A 21,633-nucleotide genomic window follows, 5' to 3' on the forward strand; every position below is an offset into this window, starting at 1 on the left:
TCATGAAACCACTTCGCATCATGGTGGTGGACGACTCCGGGCTGACCGTCAAGAAAATGGTCAAACTCCTGGAGGAGCTCGGCCATGAAGTGGCCGCCGTGGCCACCACCGGCCAGCAGGCCGTGGACGGTTACGCCGCCGTGGCCCCGGACATGGTGGCCATGGACATCACCATGCCCGACCTCGACGGCATCGAGGCCACGCGGCGCATCATGGCCGCCACCCCGGGCGCCTGCATCATCATCGTCACTTCCCACGGCCAGGAGCAGATGGTCATGGACGCCATCGAGGCCGGGGCCAAGGGCTACATCCTCAAACCCGTCAAATTGGAAAAGCTCAAGGAAACCCTGGAAACGGTCGCGGCGAAGTACCTGCCATGAACGCCTCCATGCTCGAAAGCGCGCTTCTGCAGACGCATTTCGACGTCATCCCCTTCGGCATCTACGTCGTCGACGTGGCGTCCTATGATTTGGTTTTCGTCAACCGCCACTTCCGCGAGACCCTCGGCGCGGCCGAGGGGCGCAAGTGCCACGAGGTCATCTTCGACGAACCCGCCCCCTGCCTGCATTGCCGTATTCCGGAACTGCTTGCCCCTTCCGGCATGCCCAACGGCGTCACCGTGATCTACGATCACTACAACGAGCGCGAGGAACGCTGGTACCAGATGCAGGAAAAGAGCATGGGCTGGCCCGACGGCCGGGTGGTCAAGTACGCCATCGCCGTGGACATTTCCGAGCTCAAGGAGACGCAGAACCGCCTGGCCGAGGCCCATGCCGAGCTGGCCATCCGCAACAAGGAGCTGGCGGCCCAAAACCGCATCCTCCAGGAAAACATCGAACTGCGCGAGCACGTCGAGCGCATCAGCCGCCATGACCTCAAGGCGCCGCTTTCGGCGCTCATCGGCCTGCCCCAGGTGCTGCTCGACAACTACGACCTGCCCGAGTCCGCCGCCAGCGTTGTGCGCCTCATCGAGCAGGCCGGCCACGCCATGCTGGACATGCTCAACCAGTCCCTGGTGCTCTATCGCCTGGAAACCGGGACCTACGAACTGGCGGCCAAGACCCTCGACCTGGCCGAGCTGGTCCGGCGCACGGCGGCCCGGCTGTCCACCATGGCCGTGGCCAGGCGCCGCACCATCCGCCTGACCCGCCAGGGCCGGCCCCTGTCCCCGGACGAGGCCTTCGACATCGCCGGCGACGAACTGCTCCTTGGCCCCATGCTGCAAAACCTGCTGGTCAACGCCCTGGAAGCCGCGCCAAGCGGCGGCGAAGTGGTTGTGGACCTGGCCGAGGACGACGGCCACGCCGTGCTGGCCCTGTCCAACGAGGGCGAGGTGCCGCCGCCCATCCGGTCGCGCATGTTCGAGAAATACGTGACCATGGGCAAGCGGGGCGGGACCGGCCTTGGCGCCTATTCCGCCGCCCTGGCCGCCCGGGCCCACGGCGGAAGCCTCGAACTCGACGCCGCCACCCCCGGCCGCACCACGGTCCTCGTGCGGCTGCCGCATCGGCCCGGGGCCGCGCCATGATGGAAAACGCGCTGTTCGAGAGCCATTTCGACCTCATCCCCTTCGGCATCTACGTGGTGGACGCCTTCTCCTACACCCTCGTCTACAGCAACCGGGCCTTTATCGACCGTTTCGGCGACCACGCCGGCCACACCTGCCACAAGGTCCTCTATGAAAGCGACCGGCCCTGCGGCAATTGCCGCATGGGCGAGCTGCTCGGCCCGGATGGCCGGCCCAACGGCCGGACCGTGATCTTCGAGCACTTCAACGAGGTCGACGACCGCTGGTACCAGATGCAGAACCGGGCCATGACCTGGCCCGACGGCCGGGTGGTCAAATACTCCATCGCCGTGGACATCTCGGCGCTCAAGGACACGCAAAACCGCCTGGCCGAGGCCCATGCCGAGCTGGCGCTGAAAAATATCGAACTGACCCGCCTGTCCACCACGGACATGCTGACGGGGCTGGCCAACCGGCAATGCATCGACGGGCTGCTGGAGGCGCAACTGGAGGCTTTGGCCGAGGGCGGCCGGCCGTTGAGCCTGATCATGCTCGACATCGACCGGTTCAAGGCCATCAACGACCACTTTGGCCATCTGCGCGGCGACGCGGTGCTCGCCGCCCTGGCCGGGCTGCTGCAGGAGCGGGTGCCCCAGGGCTGTACCGTCGGCCGCTGGGGCGGGGAGGAATTCCTCGTCCTGTGCCCGGGCTTGTCCCTGGCCGAGGCCTTCGTTTTGGCCGAGGGCCTGCGCGAGGCGGTCATGGGCCTGGGTATTTCCGGCCTGGGGGGCGTGACCTGCAGCTTCGGCGTGGTCATGGCCAAGCCCCGGGAATCCGGCGAGCACTGCATGGGCCGGGCCGACCGGGCCCTGTACGCGGCCAAGGACCTCGGGCGCAACCGGGTCGAAACCGGCTAGGCCCCGTTCGGTGTTGTCAAGTCTTTACACGGTTCGCCAAAATCCCTACCGCCAGTCCAGGTAAGCCGAAGCGGACAGCGGCGGGTTCGCCCGGCCCTCCCTTTAACCGTAAGGAAGGCGCGACATGGACCAGAAACTGGCGAATCCGGCACCCCTTGGCCTCATGGGCTTCGGCATGACCACGATCCTTTTGAACCTCCACAACGCGGGCTATTTCCCCATCGCCTCCATGGTGCTGGCCATGGGGATGTTCTACGGCGGCGTGGCCCAGGTCATTGCCGGTATCATGGAATTCAAAAAGGGCAACACCTTCGGCCTGACGGCCTTCACCAGCTACGGCCTGTTCTGGCTCACCCTGGTCGGCTTGATCGTCCTGCCCAAAATGGGCCTGGGCGAGCCGACCTCCGAGGCCTTCATGGGCTGGTACCTCTTTTTGTGGGGCCTTTTCACCTTTTTCATGTTTCTGGGGACGTTCGGGGCCAATTTCGTGCTTCAATTCGTGTTCGGCTCCCTGACGGTGCTTTTTTTCCTGCTGGCGGCCAGGGACTGGCTGGAATCACCGGCCATCGGCCGCCTGGCCGGCTTCGAGGGCATCCTGTGCGGGGCCAGCGCCTGTTATCTGGCCATGGCCGAGGTGCTCAACGAAAAATACGGCCGGACCGTCCTGCCCATCGGTTGAGCCGGGCCGCGCGGGGAACGTGGCCGGGCCGCAGCCGGCTCGGCCACGCCCCGGGACGTGATGTCCGGGGCGCCGGCCTGGAAATCGCGGCCCAAACCGGGTAGGACAGAAGCGGGCCGCAACGGGCCGACCGAGGTTTCATGACCCAGACGTTTACCCAGCGCATCGCGCTCGATTTCGCTTTTCCCGTCGTTTTCACCCGAAACGCCTTCGCTCCCGACAACCCCGTCCTGGCCGAGACGCTTCTGGCCGCCGGGCCCGGGCCGCACCGCCTGGGGGTGGTGGTGGACGGCGGCCTGGCCGCGGCCGACCCGGGCCTGCCCGGGCGGCTCGAAGCCTACCTGGCCGGCCATGCCCCGGCCTTGGCGCTGGCCGCGCCGCCGCTGGTGGTGCTGGGCGGGGAGGGGGCCAAGGCGGATTTCGCCGTGCTCGAGGCCGTGTGGCGCCTGACCTTCGAGGCGCGGCTGTGCCGGCAGTCGTTTCTCGTGGTCATCGGCGGCGGGGCGGTCCTGGACGCGGCCGGGTTCGCCGCGGCCACGGCCCACCGGGGCGTGCGCCTGGTGCGCCTGCCGTCCACGGCCCTGGGCCAAAACGACGCCGGCGTGGGCGTCAAAAACGGCGTCAACGCCTTTGGCCGCAAGAACTTTCTGGGCTGCTTCGCGCCTCCCTATGCCGTCATCAACGACCATGCCCTGCTGGCCACGCTCCCCGAGCGCGACCGCCGGGCCGGGCTGGCCGAGGCGGTCAAGGTGGCGGCGCTGCGCGACGCGGCCTTTTTCGCTAGGCTCGTGGAACTGGCCCCGCGCCTGGCCGTGCTCGACGGCGACGCCCTGGAGGAGGCCGACCGGCGCTGCGCCCTGGCCCATCTCGACCATATCGCCGGCGGCGGCGACCCCTTCGAGTACGGCTCGGCCAGGCCGCTCGATTTCGGCCACTGGGCCGCCCACGCCCTGGAAGAGGCGACGAGCGGGGCGCTTCGCCACGGCGAGGCCGTGGCCGTGGGCCTGGCCCTGGACACGGTCTATTCCGGCCTGGTCGGGTTGGCCGGCCGGGACACGGTCGAGGCCGTGCTGGCGCTTTGCCGGGCGTTGCGCCTGGCCGTATGGCATCCGGCCCTGGAGGGCCTGGCCATGCCGGCGGCGGTGGAGGCGTTTCGCGAGCACCTGGGCGGCCGGCTGCACCTGAGCCTTTTGACCGGCATCGGCAGCCGCGTCGAGGTCCACGCGGTGGATTTCGCCCGCATGGACGAGGCCAGGGCCATCCTGTGCGGGCTGGCCGGCGACGCCTGAGGCGCCGTCGCGCAAGGGGTGCTCGTTGGGATGGAAGATGCTGGAATAGTTTTTCTCGAAAAAAGGCGATCGCATTTTTTCGGTGCGCCCCATGACGCGGGGCGCGAGCCCTGACCCCGACCGGGGCCGGGGACGGACGGAGGACGGGCATGACGGCAACGGACGGGCGCGGCGCCGGCCACCCGGTCACCTACTGCACCAATATCCATCCCGGCGAGACCCTGGACGAGGTCCGCCGGGGCCTGGCCGCCCAGGCGACCCGGGTCAAGGCGGCCTGTTCGCCCGACGCCCCGTTTCCGCTGGGGCTGCGGCTGTCGGGCCGGGCCAGCCTTGAGCTGGAGGCGGGCGACGCCGCCGCCCGGCTGGGCGATTGGCTGGCGGAAAACGGCTTTTACGTGCCGACCGTAAACGCCTTCCCCTACGGCCGGTTCCACCATGCGCCGGTCAAGGAGGCGGTCTACCTGCCCGATTGGCGCGACCCCGAGCGCCTGGCCTACACCCTGCGCCTGGCCCGGGTGCTGGCCTGCTGGCTGCCCGAGGGCGGCACGGGATCGCTGTCCACGGTGCCGGTGGGCTTTCGCCGGGGCTTTCCCGAAGCCGACCTGCCGGCGGCCCTGGCCAACATGCGCCTGGCTCTGGCCGGGCTGCGGGACCTTGGCGAGGAAACGGGCCGCTGCCTGCGCCTGGCCGTGGAGCCCGAGCCGGGCTGCCTGGTCGAGACCACGCCGCAGTTCGTGGACCTGTGCCACCGGCTCGACCCCCGGGGGCAGTTCCGGGAACAACTCGGCATCTGCTACGACTGTTGCCACCAGGCCCTCCAGTTCGAGGACCCGGGCACGTCCCTGGCCCAACTGGCGGCGGCCGGGCTGCGGGTCGCCCATGTGCAGGTGTCCTCGGCCCTGCACCTCGACGGCGGCGACCTGACGCGCCTTGCCCGCTTCGTGGAGCCCGTCTATCTGCACCAGGCCGTGGCCAGGCGCCCGAACGGCACACTCGTGCGCTTCGACGACCTGCAGGAGGCGCTGGATGCAGGCTTGACCGATGTCGCATCGTGGCGCGTGCATTTCCATCTTCCGGTCTTCGTGCCGCAACTGCCGGAATGCGGGACGACGCAACCCTTTTTGACGGCGATATTGCCCCGTTTTCCGGCGGATGCGCCGCTGGAGGTCGAAACATACACCTGGGGCATCCTGCCGGACGACCTCAAGACAACGGATGTGGCCGCCTCCATCTGCCGCGAGATCGGCTGGGTCCGACAGGCCAGGGACGCGGGCCTTGACGCTGGCGCAACGCCTTATTAAGTGCAGTGAAAGGAAAGACAGCCCGGCGCGCCCCGTGGCCCTGGGCAACAACGCCGCATACCTCGACCCGGAGACGCCCATGAACGCTGCCAAGCGCCTTGCCCGGACGATCAACCTGCTCGTCGTTGCGCTTTTGTGGCTGCCCGCGGCCCTTCCGGCGGCCACGAGCACCAACCAGCTGTCTTCGACCAACGATACGAACTATCAGACCGCCCTGGCCGCCATCGACAACCAGGACTACAGCACGGCCCTCGTCTATCTCAACCAGGCTCTGACCTCCAACCAGAACAACGGCTATGTCTATCTGGTCCGGGCCAAACTCGACCTGCTTTACTACCTGCCGTCCAACGCCGTCACCGACGCCAACAGCGCCGTCGCCTTGCTGCGTTCCTCGGATATCTGCGACCAGTTCCTGGCAACCGACAGCCCGTTGCTCCTCAATACTTCGGGCTATGCCTATTACGGCCTGACCGGGGCATCCTCCTACGGCAGCATCCTGAACCTGACTTCGATCACCGGCTACCCGACCAGCACGTCCACGACGTCCACCGGCATCTCGGGCAGTTCCTCGACCACCTCGGGCACCGCTACAGGCACGACCGGCACGTCCACCAGTGCCACCGGTACGTCCTCCTCCAGTGGCACCGCGTCCACGACCAGCGGCAACACCTCTTCCACGACCACGACGAGCGGTTCCCTTTTTGCCTCGTCGAGCGGCAGCCAGAAGCTGCCCGTGGCCGAGGACCTCACGGACAAGGACAAGCTGAAAAATGAGACGATGAACGAATACAACGAAACGTTGACGGAGATGTCCCTGTATTCGTCCTTCTGCGGCGGCATCTACCTCAACAACCTCGCCAGCCTCGTGGAGGGCTACACGGTGCTTGGCAAAGGCTATTTGCTGGGACAAAACTACGCCCAGGCCCAGCAGGGGTTCGCCGCCGCCTTGTCCCTGGACGATGACGACGCCAAGGCCGTGGCCGGCCTGGGGCTGGCCTACCTGGGCCAGGGGGCGTCCTCGGCGGCCCTGTCCGAACTCAACCTGGCCGTGAGCTACGCGCCCGCGGAACCGGCCGTCTACGTGGCCAGGGGCGCCTATTGGGTCAGTGTCGGCGACTGGGGCCGGGCCAACGAGGAATACGAAGCGGCCGTGGCCCAGGACGCGTCCTATCTGCCGGCCTATGCCAGCCTCGGGCTGCTGCGGGCCTTGCAAGGCAACTACGGCTCGGCCCTGGAGGCCTACGACAAGGCGCTTTCCATCAACGCCAACTACGTGGTGGCCCTGGTCGCCCGGGCGGCGACCTGGACCGCCCTGGCCGCCGCGACCTCCAATGCCAGCCAGGCCGCGACCTATACCCAAAATGCCCAAAACGACCTGGCCCAGGCCCAGAAGCTGCAGCAAACCATCACCAACTCGGCCACGACGACCTATTCGTCCACCTCTTGGCTGACCGGTTACACGCCGCCGTATTCCACCACCACCACCACGACCAACAGCACCACGCCGACCATCGGGACGTTTTATTGAAGCGGCGCCTCAGCGCTGCCGATCGAACACCACGGCGATGGACATGTCGACGTCCAGGCCGCCTTTCGTGGCCGGCTGCAGGATGAGCTGGCGCACGCGCACGCCCATCTCCGGCGACTCCACCCGCTGGAGAAAGGCCAAAAACTGGGGCATGGTCAGGCCCGACAGCCGCAGGTCCACGGCCATCTCCCGCCTGCCGCCACCGAGGTCGCGGTTGGCCGGGCGCATGAACTCCACCTGGTCCTTGACGCCTTCCTTGGTGGCCGCGTTTTCGACATAGGAAAAGATGGCGAAGCCTTCCGGCCGGTTGGGGGCGCCGGGGCCTTTTTGGGCCCGCTCGATGGCCCCGGCCAGGCGCGCGGCCTCGGCTTCGACGCCCCGGGCAGTGTCCAGGCGCTTTTCCCGGGCCGTGATGCCGTCGAAAAGGGGGGCGACCACCCACAGGGAGGCGCCGGCCACGACCGCCAGGCCTCCGGCGGCCAGAATCCAGGGGTTGGGGCGGCCGCTTTTCACGATGCGCCTGTCCCGCCGCGACCGAAGCGGATGTCGAGCTGGAATTCCACTTGCTTTTTTTCCGGATTGTTTTTGGCGCCCTTGATTTCCACGTCCGAGAACAAGGGGGTGGCGGCCAGCCGGCGTTTGACCTCGTCCACGGTGTTGTAATCGTCGGCCGTGGCGTCGATGGTGGCATGCTGGTCGTCGAGGGCGATGCGCCGGGCCCGGACACGGTTGTCCGCGCCCAGGGCCTTGTGGATGGCGGCCAGGATTTCGATCGTCGTGCCCGAGGCGGCGGCCCGGCCGCGCGCGGCCTCCTCCATCGTGGCCAGCCGGCCGCGCAGCACCGAGAGCTTCTGGGACAGGGTCAGGCCCGGGGCGGCATCCGGGGCCACGGCTTCCACCAGGGCGGCCGTGCGGGCCTGGGCGGCCGCAATGGCCGTATCCAGGCGATGGTAGGTGACGAAAAGGCCCAGCACGGCGCAGGCCGCAAGCGCGGCCAGGCTCCCCCCGGCCAGGGCCAGCCCCCGCCGCCGCAGCCCCGGGGCCATGGCCGGGGTCAGGGCGCCGCGCAGGAAATTCATGGAGCCGGCGCCGTCACGCCCGAGCAAGGCCAGGCCGTAGGCGGCGGCGAACCGGTCGGGCAGGGGCGTGCCGTCGGCCAGGCGCGGCCAGGCCGGCAGCTCGGCGACAGGCTGTGCCGGTACGGACAACGCCGCCTCCAGGGCGGCGCGCGTCGGCGCGTCGTCGGTCCCGGCCAGCACCAGCCGCAGGTCGCGGGGCGGGCGCGTGGCCACGGCCGACACGGTCAGCATGGCCTCCCTGGCCAAAAAGCCGGGCAGGCTGGCGGCATCCGCAGCGGGCGGCACGGCCAGGGTGCGCCAGATGGCCGGGCCGCCGGCCAGCCGGCACACGCAGGACGCCCGCGCCCCGTCGCGGCAGACCAGCAGCGAGGCGCCGTCGGGATACAGGCGCCCGAGCACGGCGTCCAGGCCGGCCAGATCCAGGCAGGCGGCCGATGGCGCGAGCAGGTGGCCGGAGAGGGTTTCGAGCATGGCCGTCAGGGCGCCCAGGGGATAGGCCGCGGCCAGGGCCACGGCGGCCGGCGGCGGCTCCAGGCTCGTCCTGGCCCAGGACAGGGCCGTTTCGCTCAAGGGGAAGGGCAGATGGGGCTCGAGTTCCGGCCCGAGGACAAGATCGATCTTGGCCCGGCCGGTGAAGGGAAAGCGCAGGCGGCGCAGATAGGCGGCATTGCCGTCGAGGCCAAGGATCAGCCGGCCCTCGGCCAGGCCCTCGGCCAGGGCCGTGCGGGCGCAAAGGGCCGCCAGGGCGGCCGGCGATGTTTCGTCGCCGGGGCTGGCCTCGGCCAGGCCGGTGATGTGCGCCCCCCCCCGTGGCCCGCCCAGGCGCAGCAGGCGGACGGTGTCGGCGCGGCAGAGCATGGCCAGGATGGCGGTGGGCATGGAGGCTTTGTGTCACGCCGCAAGGTTCAACGCAACTCCCTGTACAGGACCTCGCAAGCGGGCGGCCGGTCGCTGCGCTGGCGCGGGCTTCGCCGCAGCACGGCATACAGCCGTTTGGTGGCGGCCCCGGAACGCCCCTCCAGGGTGACGGAAAAATACCGGCTCCTGGTGGTCATGGCCGCCGTCGGCCATTCCACGCCCTGGTCGGTGACGGCTTTTTGCAGCCACTCCACCGTCTCCAGGTTGTCCCGGCGGACCGGGTCGCGCCGGTAGGCGTCGGCGGCCTCGGCCATGGCCCTGGCCCGTGTGGCGTCGATGTTGGCCGGCAGGGCGGCCAGCACCGGTAGCGGCGCGGTGTTGACGTTGATCAGCCCCGGCCCCCACACGGTCAACACCTCCATCAGCCCCGGGGTACCGTGGCCGCCGTAGAGCAGTTCCCGGGAAAAACCCCGGACCAGCAGCAATTCGGACAGGGTGTCCAGGGAGTTGTTCTTGACCTTGTAGGGAAGCTTCTCGGCGGCGTAGACGGCGTCCTCGGCCCCGCCGGCCCCGGGGGTGTCGTCGCTGTCGAGCCAGTCGACCAGCGCGGCCAGGAGGGCCTTCGCCCGTTGCTGCGGCAGGGAAAAGGGCTGGCCCGTCAGCAGGCGCAAAAAAATCGCCTCGAAGGCCTCGTGGCCGCTCAAATCCGGGTGCAGGCCGTTGACCGGAAACTTGCCGGTTTCGTCCTGGATGGCCCCGCGCAGGTGGCCGGCGAGAAACCAACTGCCGGGGTAGCGGGCGAGGTCGGGAAAATAGGCCCAGTCCTCGGTGAGGTTGACCGTATCGGCATCGAGGGTCTTGGACGCAAGCAGCAGGTTGGCCGCGGCCAGCAGGCCCGATTCGGCCATGGCTTCGGCCTGGTCGGCGTAGACGCCGGCATAGGAGGCGAACACCTCCAACTGGGAGGTGCGCACGGTCTGCACGGCCAGGGCCGACAGGACCGTCACCAGGATCAGCACGAACAGCAGGACCGCGCCGCGGTGGCCCGTGCGCCTCATGAGCGGCCCGCCGCTTCGATGAGCCGGGCCGGCAGAGCGACGCGCACGTCCACGGGAAAACGTTTGCCGGCAACGACCAGTGTGCCGGTCAGGCGCACCTGGGCCGGCAGCGGCCGGAGGCGGTCGCGCTCCCGGCTCGGGCTGTCCCAGGTGCTGGAAGCGTCGTCGGCGGACCGGCCGTAGAAGGTGATGGCCGTGTCCTCGATGCGGGCGGCGAGGACGGTTTCGTTGACGGGCTCCTCCTGGCCCTGGCGGCGCGTGACGGTGGCCGCGATCCGTTCACGGCGCAGAAGGCTCGTGTGGGCCGGTTCGCTTTGGCTGGCCTCCTTCGCGCGCAGCACGTATTCGACCCGGTTGAAGCCGTGGGAGGGAAAGGGTTGGCCGGGGTCGAGGCTGGCGGCGCTGGCCAGGGACAGGAGCCGGCGATCCGCCGTCCCGGCCGGGCCCAAGGCGGCCGGGCTCGAGGCGGCCTGCTCCGAGGCGGCCTGGCCGCCGAGAAAAACCATGGCATTGGCGGATTGGCTCTTGCCGCCTTCCACATAGATGACCGAGCCCAGGTCGTCAGCCAGGGCCAGGCGCAGGATGGCCTTGGCCGATTCCACCTCGAGGCGTATGCCCGCCTCCTCGGACAGGCGCATGACCTGGGAGGCCACGGAATAGCTGCCGACCATGACCAGGCCGGCCAAAAGCACGGCCAGGAGGACCTCGACCAGGGTGAAGCCGGCTTCGCGGCGGCCATGGGTCATGGCTTGGGCTCCAGGCGCGACAGGCGCACGGACAGGGTGTCCGTTCCCTTGGCCAGCACCTCCACGCTGAGCACCCGAAAGACGGTGTCGGGCGCGGCCGTGACCTCCACCTTCCAGGCAAAGGCCTCGTTGGGGGCGGGAAACTCGCCCGTGGCGTTGGCCATGGCCGATTCGCCGGCCAGGAGCACCTCGGCGAGCTTGTCCTGGGCCAGTTGCCCGGCCTGGCGCATGCGGGCGGCCTCGATGCGCCGGTCCTGGAGCTGGACCAGCCCGGCGAGCAGCGACACCAGGGCGATGGCCAGGATGGCCACGGCCACGAGCGTCTCCAGGAGCGCCTGGCCCGAGGGGGAGGAGGCGGACGTTCGGGCCACGGGGCTAGCCCTTGCCACCGGCCGTGGCGGCCGCGTCCCAGGGCAGGCGGGGTTGGCCGTGGGTTTGCTCGAACCGCTCCTGGGCGGCCTCCAGGTCGGACTGGAGCAGCTCCACCCGGCAGCCCACGGCGGAAATGACCAGGGCGGCGCTTTTGCCGTCCGCGTCGGCCAGGCGCACGAAGGCCGGCTGGCACAGGCCCTGGGGCCGCAGCACCAGGCTCGTGACGTCGGGGCGGCGGGTGAGCCCCGCCGTCGTGACCGTCAGCAGGGGCCGTTGGGCGGCCGGCAGGGCGGCCGAAACGGTCACGCCCCGCCCGTCCTTGACGGCCGGGGCCTTGGCCAGGGGCGCGCTGGGCGTTTTTTCCACGGCGTTGGACGGCGGCGGCACGGTCTGGTCGACCTGGGCGGCCCGGCACTGGCCCTTGGCCCAGTCGATGTCCACCCGCCAGTCGTGGCCGGCGAGCAGGGCCTCGGCCTGGGTGCGCCGCAGCACGCCCTGGATGACCCGGGCCGTGGTTTTTTGCCCCTCGCGCGGGAGCATGGCCGAAAGCATGGGCAGGGCCAGGCCGGCGGCGATGCCCATGACCACCAGCGCGATGGTCAGTTCCACCAGGGTGAAGCCGGCCGGGCCGCAAAACGCCTGCCGGGGGCTATCCGCCAATGTCCCAGCTCTTGATGTCGGCATCGACGCCCTCACCGCCTTCTTCGCGGTTGGCGCCCAGGGAGATGATGTCGAAGTCGCCGTGCTCGCCGGGGCAGATGTAGACGAAATCGCGGCCCCAGGGGTCCTTGGGCAGGGCGTCGACATAGCCCTTGGCCGGGTAGTTCTGGGGGACGCGGCCGATGCTCGGCTTTTCCTTGAGCGACCGCAGCCCCTGTTCCGTGCTGGGGTAGAAGCCGTTGTCGAGCTTGTACTGCTTGAGCGCCATGGACAGGCTCTCGATCTGCATCCTGGCCTTGACCACCCGGGCCTTGTCCGGCTGGTCCACGATGCGCGGCAGCACCAGCCCGGCCAGCACGCCCAGGATGACGATGACCACCATCAGTTCGATCAAGGTGAAACCGGCCGCGTCGGCCCGGCGGGCCGGGGCGGCCGCAACCGGTGCGGCAAAGGGGCAAGCCTGCATGCATATCCTCCTTGGGCGCGGTGGCCCGGAAACGGTCAACCGATCAGGCTGCTCATCTCGAAGATGGGCAGCAGCACGGCCAGGACCATAAGCCCCACCATGCCGCCAAGCAACAGGATCATCATGGGCTCGAACAGGGCGCTGGCCGCCTTGATGCGCGTGCCCACGTCGGCTTCGAGCATCCGGGCCAGGGTGACGAGCAGTTCGCCCAGCCGGCCGCTCTGCTCGCCGGCCGAGACGAGTTGGATGACGATGGGCGGGAAGACGTCGGCCTCGCGCATGGGCTCGGTCAGCCCGCCACCCTGGCTGGCCTCGTCGCGGATGCGCTCCATGGCCTGCTCGAAGGTCACGTTGCCCGAGACCGAGCCGGCGATGCGCAGGGCCGCGAGCATGGTCACGCCCTGGAGCAGGCAGGTGCCGAGCGTGCGGCACAGCCTGGCCGTGGCGGCGTGGCGGGCGATGGGGCCGACAACGGGCAGGGACAGGGCCAGGCGGTCCTTTACGGCCCGTCCCCGGGCCGTGCGCACCAGGCGCAGGCCAAGCAGCGTCACCCCCACCAGGCCGCCGAGGATGGCCGGCCACCAGGTGCGGAAGAAATCGCTGACCGCGATGAGGATGACCGTGGGCAGGGGCAGCGTGCGCTTGAGGTCCACGAAGATGCGGGTCACTTCCGGGATGACGTAGGTGAGAAGCAGCCCGAGCACGAGGATGCCGAAAACAAACATGAAGGCCGGATAGGCCAGGGCGGCCTGGAGGGTGCGGGCCAGGGCCATCTGGCGGTCCATGTACTCGGCCAGGTTGGCCAGGACGATGGGCAGCATGCCCGTGGCCTCGGCCGAACGCACCATGCTGATGTAGGTGGGCGGAAACACGCCCGGATAGGCGGCCAGGGCCGAGGAGAAGTCCTGGCCCTCGCGGATGCGTTCGAGGATGTGGGAAAACACCCACTTGGCCCGGCCGGGGCGCATCTGGTCGATCAGCGACCCCAGGGCCTTGTCCAGGGGCAGGCCGGCCTCGAGCAGGGTGGCCAGGACCTGGGTGGCCGTGAGCAGCTGGGCCCGGCTGACGCGGCGGGCGAAAAACGGCGCCGACCCGCCGCCGGACGTGGCGGCGGCCGGGCCGTGGCTTTTGGCCTCGGCCATGGCGCTGACGTACAGGCGCTTGGCCCGCAGGATCTGGCGGGCGGCCTGGGCGCTTTCGGCCGTGAGGATGCCCTGCTTGGCCCGGCCTTTGGCGTCGACGGCGGTGTATTCGAAAACGGGCATGGCGGCCTGATCCTTGGGGTCCCGCGTCGGCTAAGGCTTCATGGACAGGATCTCCTCGCGGCCCTGGCGCGAGAAGATGACGAAGTTCTTGCCGATGCTCTTGATGGTGGCGTCCTTGACCGAGGCGCCGACGGTGTAGGGCTTCTGGGTCTTGGCCGAACGGTCGCGCAAAAAGGCCACATTGGCGGCCGGGTCGGCCGTGACCACCGTGCCGGCCAGGTCCATGTCGATTTCGGTCGGTTTGGGCGGGTCGGCGGATTTGGCCGATTCGGCCGCCGTGGGCAGCAAGCCGAAGATATCGTTGTTGAGGATGGCCCGCGACAGTTCGGCGGCCTGGGGGGGCGTGGGCGCGGCCGGGGCTTCGGCCTGGGCCTTGGGCGCGGGCTGGGGGGACCGGAGGTCGGGGGCGAAGACGAAGACGCGCCCGAGCAGGCCCAGGGCTCCGGCCAGGGACAGGGCGCCGACCAGGGCCACGGCCTGCTTGAAACGGGTTTCGGTCATGGCAGCCGCTCTCAGGCGGTCGGCCCTAGGGGCACAGGCCGAAGTCCTTGGCCTTGCGGGTCTGCTTGCATTGCCCGAACTCGCAGGCCAAACCCAGGTCGGCGCAGCCGTTTTTTGCGTCGTGCAGCCGCAGGCGCAGCACGCCCCGGTTGCGGTAGGCCTCGGCGAAGTTGCTGCGCAGCCGCACGGCCCGGTCGTAGTCGGCCAGGGCCAGGGGGTATTGGGTCATGGCCTCCCTGGCCAGGGCTCGGTTGAAGTAGAGGTCCGGGTCGTTCGGGGCGATGGCGATGGCCGCGTCGAGCAGGCTTGCCGCCTCGTCGAAGCGGCGCAAGGTGATGAGGATGTCGGCCTTGTTGTTGCGGGCCGCCGCCTGGGCGGGGTCGGCGGCGATGATGCGGTCGTAGTCAGCCATGGCCCGGTCGAGGTCGCGCATGGTCTGGTAGGTCAGCGCCCGGTTGAAAAGCGCCGCCTTTTCGCTTTCCCCGCCAAGGCCGGCGGCGGTGGCGAAGTCGGCCAGGGCCTTGTCGTACTGGCCCAGGGCGAAATAGGTCACGCCCCGGTTGTTGTAGGCCCGGGCCAGGCTGCCGTCGGCGGCCAGGGCGTCGCTGAAGTACCGCACGGCCTTGTCGTAGTCCTGGCGCATGTAGGCAGCCGCGCCCAGGTCGTAGAGGTTCTGGGCCGAGGGGCCGCTGGTGGACCGGGCCTTTTCAAAATCCTTCTCGGCCAGCTCGAACTGGCGCATGCGGTAATAGGCCTCGCCGCGTTCCTGGTAGGTTGCGGCCGGGGCATTGCCCGAGGCGATGGCCGGGGACGTCTGGCGGATGACGGCCTCGGGGTTGTCCGTGGCCGGTTCGCCGGATTGGCGCACGGCCGTGGGCGGACGCTTGTCGGCGCAGCCGGAAAGGATCGCCAGGACGATCAAAAGGACCGCGGCGACACGTCGCCGGTGCGGGGTCGGATGCGTTGCGGACATACCCTCGAAAAAAACCGGTTGGAGAGGCGGCGCGTCCGGGGGCGGACAAAACCCGTTGTTTTCGCCTCCTCTCGGGGGCGAGCCATTTTTTCAAGTATGCAGCAAACCGCCGGAAGCGACAAGACGCATTTTGCCGCCGGCCCTGGAGAAGGCCCGAGCCGGGCGCCGCGGGAGGGGGGAGCCGCGCGGCGCCCGGTCGGGCGAGGGAGGGAGGGCGTCAGGGGTGGGTGCCGCCCGCGTCGCCGCGGCCGCCGGCCAGGCGCCTGGCCGCGGCACCCAGGCTCATGATGAGCTTAAAAAAGACCGGGATGAAAAACGGGGCGATGATCGTGGCCCCGAGCATGCCGCCGATGACGCCCGTACCGATGGCGTGGCGGCTGTTGGCGCCGGCGCCGGTGGAGATGGCCAGGGGCAGGCAGCCCAGGATGAAGGCCAGGGAGGTCATGATGATGGGCCGAAAGCGCAGCCGGGCCGCCGCCAGCGCGGCGTCGGCGAGGGGCTTGCCGGCCTTGACCTCGAGCACGGCGAATTCCACGATGAGGATGGCGTTTTTTGCCGCCAGGCCAATGAGCGTCACCAGGGCGATCTGGAAGTAGATGTCGTTGGACAGCCCCCGGCCGAAGACGGCGGCGATGGCGCCGAAGAGGGCAAAAGGCACGGCCATGACCACGGCGAACGGCAGGGTCCAGCGTTCGTACTGGGCGGCCAGGATCAGGATGACCATGACGATGCCCATGCCGAAAATGAGCGCCGAGGAGCCCTGGGCGGCTTTTTCCTGGTAGGCCGAGCCGGTCCAGGCCAGGGTGTAGTCCGCCGGCAGGGACTTGGCGGCCTGTTCCATGGCGGCCAGGGCTTCGCTCGATGTATGGCCTTCGGCCGGCTGGCCCATGATCTTGGCCGCCGGGAAGACGTTGAAGCGCTCCATGACCTCGGGGCCGGTGGATTTCTCGATGTTGGCCAGGGCGGTCAGGGGGATCATTTCGCCCTTGGCCGAGCGCACGTAGACGTCGCGCAGGTCCTCGGGCCGGTCGCGGAAATCCGACTCGGACTGGATCTGGACCCGGAAGGTGCGGCCGAACTTGTTGAAGTCGTTGACGTAATAGGCGCCGAACGTGGACTGGAGGGCGGCGTAGACATCGCTTATGGCCACGCCCAGGGCCTTGGCTTTCTGGCGGTCCAGGTCGATGCGCAGCTGGGGCACGTTGGCGCCGAAGGTGGTGGCCACCCGGCCGAGGACCGGGTTTTTGCGGGCCTCGGCCAGGAGCTTGTCGGTCATGGCGGCCAGTTCCTGGACGCCGCCCTCGCCGCGGCTTTGCAGGTAGGCCTCGAAGCCGCCGGTGTTGGACATGCCGGAAATGGGCGGCGGATTGAAGGCCAGGGTCAGGCTTTTGGGCAGGGCCATGCCGCGCCCGAAGAGGCGCTTGACCATGTCAAACGAGCTCTCGCCCGGCTTTTTGCGTTCGTCCCAAGGTTTCAAGGGAATGAACATGGTGCCGTAGTTGGAGCGGTAGGTGAACGACAGGATGTCCAGGCCGGTGATGGTGATCATGTACTTGGTGGCCGGATCCTGGGCGTTCATGGCGTCCATGGCGTCGTCCACGGCTTCCGTGGCCCGCAGCGACGTGCCGTCGGGCAGGATGTTGACGCCGAGGATGTAGCCCACGTCCTCGTCCGGGACCAGGCCCCCGGGCACGATGCGAAACATCCACAAGGCCCCGGCGCACAGCACCGCGAAAAGGACCACGGCCAGGAAGCTGCGGCGCAGCAGGAAGGCCACGCCGGCGGCATAGCCGCGCGTCACCGTGTCGAAGAAGCGGTTGAAGGCGCGAAAGAGGCGGTTGGGCTCGGTGTGGCCGGGCTTGAGCAGCGAGGCGCACAGGGCCGGGGTCAGCGTGAGGGCCACCAGGCCCGAGATGACCACGGACACGGCGATGGTGATGGCGAACTGCTTGTACATCTGGCCGGTCAGCCCCCCCAGGAAGGCCACGGGCACGAACACGGCGCACAACACCAGCACGATGGCCACGACCGGGCCGGTCACTTCTTCCATGGCCTTGGCCGTGGCTTCCCTGGGCGGCAGTTTTTCCGCCGTCATGATGCGCTCGACGTTTTCGAGCACCACGATGGCGTCGTCGACCACGATGCCGATGGCCAGGACCATGCCGAAAAGGGTCAGCGTGTTGATGGTGAACCCCAGGGCCTGCATGCCGGCGAACGTGCCGATGATGGACACCGGCACGGCCAGGCAGGGGATGAGCGTGGCCCGGAAGTTCTGCAGGAACACGAAGACCACCAGGAAGACCAGGATCATGGCCTCGACCAGGGTGTGGATGACCTCCTCGATGGACACGCGCACGAAGGTGGTGGTGTCCAGGGCGATCTTGTAGTCCAGCCCGTCGGGAAAGCGCTTGGACAGCTCGGTCAGTTTCTTCGTGACCAAGTCCGCCGTATCCAGGGCGTTGGCCCCCGGGGACAGGAAGATGCCGATGGCTACCGAGGGGTTGCCGGACAGCTTGGACACGGAGGTGTAGTCCTTGGCCCCGAGCTCCACCCGGGCCACGTCCTTGAGGCGCAGTACCGAGCCGTCGGCCTGGGCCTTGAGGATGATGTCCTCGAACTCCTCGGCCGTGGCCAGCCGGCCCTTGGTGGTGACCATGTAGTTGAGCGCCACGGGCTTGGCCGGATCGGTGGGTTCGGCGCCGATGCGGCCGGCGGCGAACTGGGCGTTCTGCTCGGAGATGGCATTGGCCACGTCGGCCGGCGTGAGCTTGAGCTGGGCCAGCTTGTCCGGACGCAGCCAGACGCGCATGGAATAGTCCTTGGCCCCGAAGATGGAGGCGTCGCCCACGCCGGGCAGGCGCTTGAGTTCGTCGAGGACGTTCACCAGCACGTAGTTGCTGATGTAGATCGCGTCGAAGCGCTTGTTGGGCGACTCGAAAATGGGAATCTGCAGGATGTTGGACGATTTCTTGCGCACGACCACGCCCTGGCGCTGCACTTCCGTGGGCAGGGTGGTCAGGGCGGCCTGGACGCGGTTGTTGACGTTGATTGTCGCCTGGTCGGGGTCGGTGCCCACGGAAAAGGTGACGGTGATGGACAGCGCCCCGTCGCCGGAACTCGTGGAGCGCATGTAGAGCATGTTGTCCACGCCGTTGATCTGCTGTTCCAGCGGCGCGGCCACGGTTTCGGCGATGACCTCGGGGCTGGCCCCGGGGTAGGCCGTGGTGACGTTGACCTCGGGCGGGATGATGTCCGGGTACTGGGCGATGGGGAGGCTGCGGATCGCCGCCAGGCCGGCCAGGATGATGACCAGCGAGATGACGATGGAAAAGACCGGGCGGCCCAGGAAAAACCGTGAGATCATGAACGGGGCTCCTTGGCCGGGGCGGCGGCGTCGGCCTTCTGGGGGGCCTCGCCGTTTTGGGGAGGCTGGGCCGCGCCGGTGGCCGGGGCGTCCTCGCGCACGCGCACGGTCAGGCCCGGGCGCACCTTGATCACGCCTTCGGCCACGATGCGCTCGCCTTCGGACAGGCCCTTTTCGATGAGGTAGTCGTTGCCCACGGCCTCGCCGAGCACCACCGGCCGGGGCGCGACCTGGTTTTTCTCGTCCAGCGCCCAGACCATGGCCCCCTGCTGGGTGTTGAGCACCGCGCCCTGGGGCACGGACAGGACGTCCTTGTAGCGGGCGCCCTCCAGGCGCACCCGCACGAACTGGCCGGGCAGCACGGCGCCGTCGGGGTTTTTGAACTCCGCCCGCACCTTGACCACGCCCGTGGTGGGGTCGACTTGCGTATCGGTGAAGTTGATGCGGCCGGGCTCCTTGTAGTCGGCGCCGTCGGGCAGGGTCAGGCGCACCACGAAGTCGCCCTCCCGGCCGAGCACCACCTTGCCCTCGGCCATCTGCTTGCGCAGCCGCAGCGTTTCCTGGCCGGACATGGAGAAGTTGACGTAGAGCGGGTCCACGCGGTTGATCGTGGTGAGAAGGCTCCCGTCGCTGGTGGTGGTGATGAGGCTGCCCTCGGAGCGGGCCTCCTTGCTGGTCAGGCCCGAGATGGGGGCCGTGACCTTGGTCCACTCGAGGTTGAGCGAGGCCTCGCGCACCTTGCCCTTGGCCGTGTCCACGGCGGCCGTGGCCGAGGCCAGGGTGGTCTTCGCGTCGTCGAAGTCCTTCTTGGCCACCACGTCGCCCTTGTAGAGGGTCTCCATGCGGGCGGCGTCGCGCTTGGCCTGCTCCAGGGTGGCTTCAGCCTGGCCCAGCGCGCCCTGGGCCTGCTCCAGGGCCGCCTGGTACGGAGCCGGATCGATCTCGAACATGAGATCGCCCCGGCGCACCGGCCGGCCTTCCTCGTAGTTGCGGCGAAGCAGGATGCCGCCGACCCGAGCCCGGACCTCGACCTCGCGCGAGCCGGCGGTCTGGCCCATGAAGGTCATGTTAAGCGGGATGTCGCCATGGCGCACGGCAAAGGCCACGATTTCCGGGGGCGGCGGGGCCGCGGCGGCCGTTTCCTGGCCGGAGCTGTCCGTGGCGCAGCCGGAAAGGGATGCCGCCAGCAGGGTCGCAACACCCAAGGCGGCCATGAGGCGGGTGCAAGCGGAAAAACGGAAAACAGACATACATCCTCCGGGCCGGCGGCCTTCCCGGAAAGCGGGAAAGACGGCGGCCATGGTCTCGTTGCGTCAGTTGGGCAGGCCGGTGCCGAGGCCGTCCCGGACCAAAAGCGGCATCCAGGCGGCGGCGAACCGGTCGGCGGCCAGGTCCGTGAAATGGTAGCCGTCGTTGCGGTCGAACCAGGGGACGAGCAGGTCGGTGTTGGGGCCGGAAAAGATTTTTCGCTCGGGGTCGGCGGCCTCGGTTTGGGCGGCGGTCACGGCCGGGCAGGCGACGTAGCAGGTGGGGTTGCGCTTGTCCCCGCAGGCCGGGTCCAGGTAGAGCGAGGCCCGGGAGACGAAGATGTCGCTGGCCGGGCCGCCGTGGGCGCGGATATCGCCTAAAACCGCTTCCAGCACGACGCCGTATTCCGCCCGGGAAAGCCCCAGAAGGCAATCCGCCTCGCCCTGATGGAACAGGACATGGGTCGGGCGCATGTTTTCCGCCGCCAGGGCGTCGAGGGTTTCGGTGAGCAAGGCGTTGAGCGGCCCGCCCGGCCCCCAGTGCAGGATGGAGGAACCGCCCCGGGCGATGTCCGCGAAGATCACGGTATCGTACAGGCCGCTGGCGATGATCCGGTCGCCCAGGCGGGCCCAGCTGCTGCCCTTGTTCCCGGTCGCCCCGGGGATGGCGTCGCGCACCCGATGGCAGGCCCCGCCCGCGTAGGCATAGACGGGTTCGGCCGCGGCGTAGCCCGGGTCCACGGTGTTGGAGGCGTTGGACTGGCCCACGACCAGGGCGATCATGGTGCGCGGCCCAAGCAGGCTGTCGCAGTGAGCGGCCGGCTCGTCGGGCGCACCTTCGTAGACGGCCAGTTCGCCCCGGGGGGTCACGTCCGGCAGCCGCATGGCGTAGTTGGCCCGGACGTCCTGGAGGCTCGGCCGGGGCGCGGCCGCCGGCGCGAACTCCACGGTCAGCGCCGCCAGCACGGTCAGGCCGGCGACCAAACCGGCCAGGCGCGGCCGCAACGGCGTGAACGAGCGTTCACTTCGCAGGGAAAAAAAATCAGCGAGCGACGGCATCGGCGAACAGCTCCCAGTTGGCGGCAGCCTGGCGGTCCATATCCACATCCTCGGGATTGCGCGCGCACATCAGCGCCGGCATGGCCACAAGTCCTATGAAATGATTGACTATTTCCTGGGGCCGCACATCGTCGCGGATTTCCCCCTGCTCCTGGCCCTTGGCGATCAGGTCGCGCAGCACGTCGCGGATGGCCTCGTGGTGGCGCATCTTGAGGTCGCGCAGCCTGGGTTCCTCGAACCACAGCACGTCGGACAAGAAAATCACGGGCAAGGCCCGGTAGCGGGCCACGAGCTTCATCATGTCCGAATAGAGCAGGTGCAGCGAATCCAGCGGCCCGAGCCCTTGGGACAGGGCCCGGCGGACGTTGGCCAGGTGGAACTCGTGGTGCTCCTCGAGCACGGCGGCCAGGATGTCGCCCTTGTTCTTGTAGTGCCGGTAGAGCGCCGCCGCCGAGATGCCCACGGCCTCGGCCACGCGGCGTACCGTCACCGCGCCGATGCCTTGCTCCACCACGATGGCCAGGGCCGCATCGGCGATCTGCTCCCGGCGCAGGGGGGATTCCAAGCGTTCGGCCATGAGGGATGTTAACGCCTGTTTACGAAGTGTCAAGAAAAAATCGGCCGGGCCTGGCCGGAAAGGGGCGGGTGATAGCCGCCCCGGCCTAAAAGGTCAAGGCGGCGGCCAGGCCGGCCGGCACGGCCCGGGGCGCGCGGGGGAGGGGGCCGACCCGGGGCGTGGCGCCGCCTCGTGTTGCGCCCCTTAA

General features: G+C 68.9%; 21 protein-coding genes. 7 read left to right on the forward strand and 14 right to left on the reverse strand.

The genetic code is table 11. The features are described from left to right. The first annotated feature begins 2 nt into the window (after positions 1-2). The 7 genes from ACP59X_RS08790 to ACP59X_RS08820 all read left to right on the forward strand — a co-directional run bounded on the left by ACP59X_RS08790 (position 3) and on the right by ACP59X_RS08820 (position 7,221). Complete coding sequence (locus tag ACP59X_RS08790) at positions 3-380, forward strand: response regulator (protein ID WP_428568032.1); 378 nt, start codon at positions 3-5, stop codon at positions 378-380. After that, positions 377-1,528, forward strand: coding sequence for a PAS domain-containing sensor histidine kinase (locus tag ACP59X_RS08795; protein WP_428568037.1), 1,152 nt, complete (start codon positions 377-379; stop codon positions 1,526-1,528). The genes ACP59X_RS08790 and ACP59X_RS08795 overlap by 4 nt, the downstream gene beginning before the upstream one ends. Beyond that, entirely contained in the window at positions 1,525-2,424 is a 900-nt protein-coding gene (locus tag ACP59X_RS08800; protein WP_428568042.1) for a sensor domain-containing diguanylate cyclase, read from the forward strand. The genes ACP59X_RS08795 and ACP59X_RS08800 overlap by 4 nt, the downstream gene beginning before the upstream one ends. 124 nt (positions 2,425-2,548) lie before the next feature. Further along, positions 2,549-3,103 carry an acetate uptake transporter gene (locus tag ACP59X_RS08805; protein WP_428568046.1) on the forward strand — a complete coding sequence of 185 codons (555 nt, stop codon included), beginning with the start codon at positions 2,549-2,551 and terminating at the stop codon, positions 3,101-3,103. A 140-nt stretch (positions 3,104-3,243) separates the two neighbouring features. Beyond that, positions 3,244-4,392 carry a 3-dehydroquinate synthase gene (locus tag ACP59X_RS08810; RefSeq protein ID WP_428568050.1) on the forward strand — a complete coding sequence of 383 codons (1,149 nt, stop codon included), beginning with the start codon at positions 3,244-3,246 and terminating at the stop codon, positions 4,390-4,392. Between the two features lie 149 nt (positions 4,393-4,541). Next, positions 4,542-5,693, forward strand: coding sequence for a metabolite traffic protein EboE (gene eboE / locus ACP59X_RS08815; protein WP_428568053.1), 1,152 nt, complete (start codon positions 4,542-4,544; stop codon positions 5,691-5,693). Between the two features lie 79 nt (positions 5,694-5,772). Then, positions 5,773-7,221, forward strand: a complete 1,449-nt coding sequence (locus tag ACP59X_RS08820) for a tetratricopeptide repeat protein (RefSeq protein ID WP_428568057.1) — start codon at positions 5,773-5,775, stop codon at positions 7,219-7,221. Between the two features lie 9 nt (positions 7,222-7,230). Here the strand turns inward: ACP59X_RS08820 and ACP59X_RS08825 are convergent, their stop codons facing one another. The 14 genes from ACP59X_RS08825 to ACP59X_RS08890 form a co-directional block, all read right to left on the reverse strand. After that, positions 7,231-7,734 carry a type II secretion system protein GspM gene (locus ACP59X_RS08825; protein ID WP_428568060.1) on the reverse strand — a complete coding sequence of 168 codons (504 nt, stop codon included), beginning with the start codon at positions 7,732-7,734 and terminating at the stop codon, positions 7,231-7,233. After that, a complete protein-coding gene (locus ACP59X_RS08830) occupies positions 7,731-9,179 on the reverse strand; it encodes a PilN domain-containing protein (protein ID WP_428568063.1) in 1,449 nt (482 codons plus the stop codon). Before ACP59X_RS08830 ends, ACP59X_RS08825 begins: the two co-directional genes overlap by 4 nt. 26 nt (positions 9,180-9,205) lie before the next feature. After that, on the reverse strand, positions 9,206-10,216 hold the full coding sequence (gene gspK, locus ACP59X_RS08835) for a type II secretion system minor pseudopilin GspK (protein WP_428568067.1): 1,011 nt from the start codon (positions 10,214-10,216) through the stop codon (positions 9,206-9,208). After that, entirely contained in the window at positions 10,213-10,962 is a 750-nt protein-coding gene (locus tag ACP59X_RS08840; protein ID WP_428568070.1) for a prepilin-type N-terminal cleavage/methylation domain-containing protein, read from the reverse strand. The genes gspK and ACP59X_RS08840 overlap by 4 nt, the downstream gene beginning before the upstream one ends. Continuing rightward, the gene (locus ACP59X_RS08845) at positions 10,959-11,333 is read right to left on the reverse strand and encodes a type IV pilus modification PilV family protein (protein WP_428568072.1); all 375 of its coding nucleotides are present in this window, start codon (positions 11,331-11,333) and stop codon (positions 10,959-10,961) included. The genes ACP59X_RS08840 and ACP59X_RS08845 overlap by 4 nt, the downstream gene beginning before the upstream one ends. Positions 11,334-11,337: 4 nt before the next feature. Beyond that, complete coding sequence (locus ACP59X_RS08850) at positions 11,338-11,994, reverse strand: pilus assembly FimT family protein (protein ID WP_428568075.1); 657 nt, start codon at positions 11,992-11,994, stop codon at positions 11,338-11,340. After that, the gene (gene gspG / locus ACP59X_RS08855) at positions 11,984-12,460 is read right to left on the reverse strand and encodes a type II secretion system major pseudopilin GspG (RefSeq protein WP_428568078.1); all 477 of its coding nucleotides are present in this window, start codon (positions 12,458-12,460) and stop codon (positions 11,984-11,986) included. Before gspG ends, ACP59X_RS08850 begins: the two co-directional genes overlap by 11 nt. A 35-nt stretch (positions 12,461-12,495) precedes the next feature. Continuing rightward, entirely contained in the window at positions 12,496-13,725 is a 1,230-nt protein-coding gene (locus ACP59X_RS08860; protein WP_428568081.1) for a type II secretion system F family protein, read from the reverse strand. Positions 13,726-13,755: 30 nt separating this feature from the next. Then, complete coding sequence (locus tag ACP59X_RS08865) at positions 13,756-14,226, reverse strand: type II secretion system protein N (protein ID WP_428568085.1); 471 nt, start codon at positions 14,224-14,226, stop codon at positions 13,756-13,758. Positions 14,227-14,251: 25 nt separating this feature from the next. Next, on the reverse strand, positions 14,252-15,199 hold the full coding sequence (locus ACP59X_RS08870; RefSeq protein WP_428568088.1) for a tetratricopeptide repeat protein: 948 nt from the start codon (positions 15,197-15,199) through the stop codon (positions 14,252-14,254). Positions 15,200-15,416: 217 nt separating this feature from the next. Continuing rightward, entirely contained in the window at positions 15,417-18,563 is a 3,147-nt protein-coding gene (locus ACP59X_RS08875; protein ID WP_428568091.1) for an efflux RND transporter permease subunit, read from the reverse strand. Then, the gene (locus ACP59X_RS08880) at positions 18,560-19,813 is read right to left on the reverse strand and encodes an efflux RND transporter periplasmic adaptor subunit (RefSeq protein ID WP_428568094.1); all 1,254 of its coding nucleotides are present in this window, start codon (positions 19,811-19,813) and stop codon (positions 18,560-18,562) included. The genes ACP59X_RS08875 and ACP59X_RS08880 overlap by 4 nt, the downstream gene beginning before the upstream one ends. Positions 19,814-19,876: 63 nt before the next feature. Next, complete coding sequence (locus ACP59X_RS08885) at positions 19,877-20,869, reverse strand: sialate O-acetylesterase family protein (RefSeq protein ID WP_428568098.1); 993 nt, start codon at positions 20,867-20,869, stop codon at positions 19,877-19,879. After that, complete coding sequence (locus ACP59X_RS08890) at positions 20,853-21,446, reverse strand: TetR/AcrR family transcriptional regulator (protein ID WP_428568101.1); 594 nt, start codon at positions 21,444-21,446, stop codon at positions 20,853-20,855. Before ACP59X_RS08890 ends, ACP59X_RS08885 begins: the two co-directional genes overlap by 17 nt. Positions 21,447-21,633: the final 187 nt, after the last annotated feature.

This window comes from Solidesulfovibrio sp. DCME, assembly GCF_049995385.1.
Taxonomy (GTDB): domain Bacteria; phylum Desulfobacterota; class Desulfovibrionia; order Desulfovibrionales; family Desulfovibrionaceae; genus Solidesulfovibrio.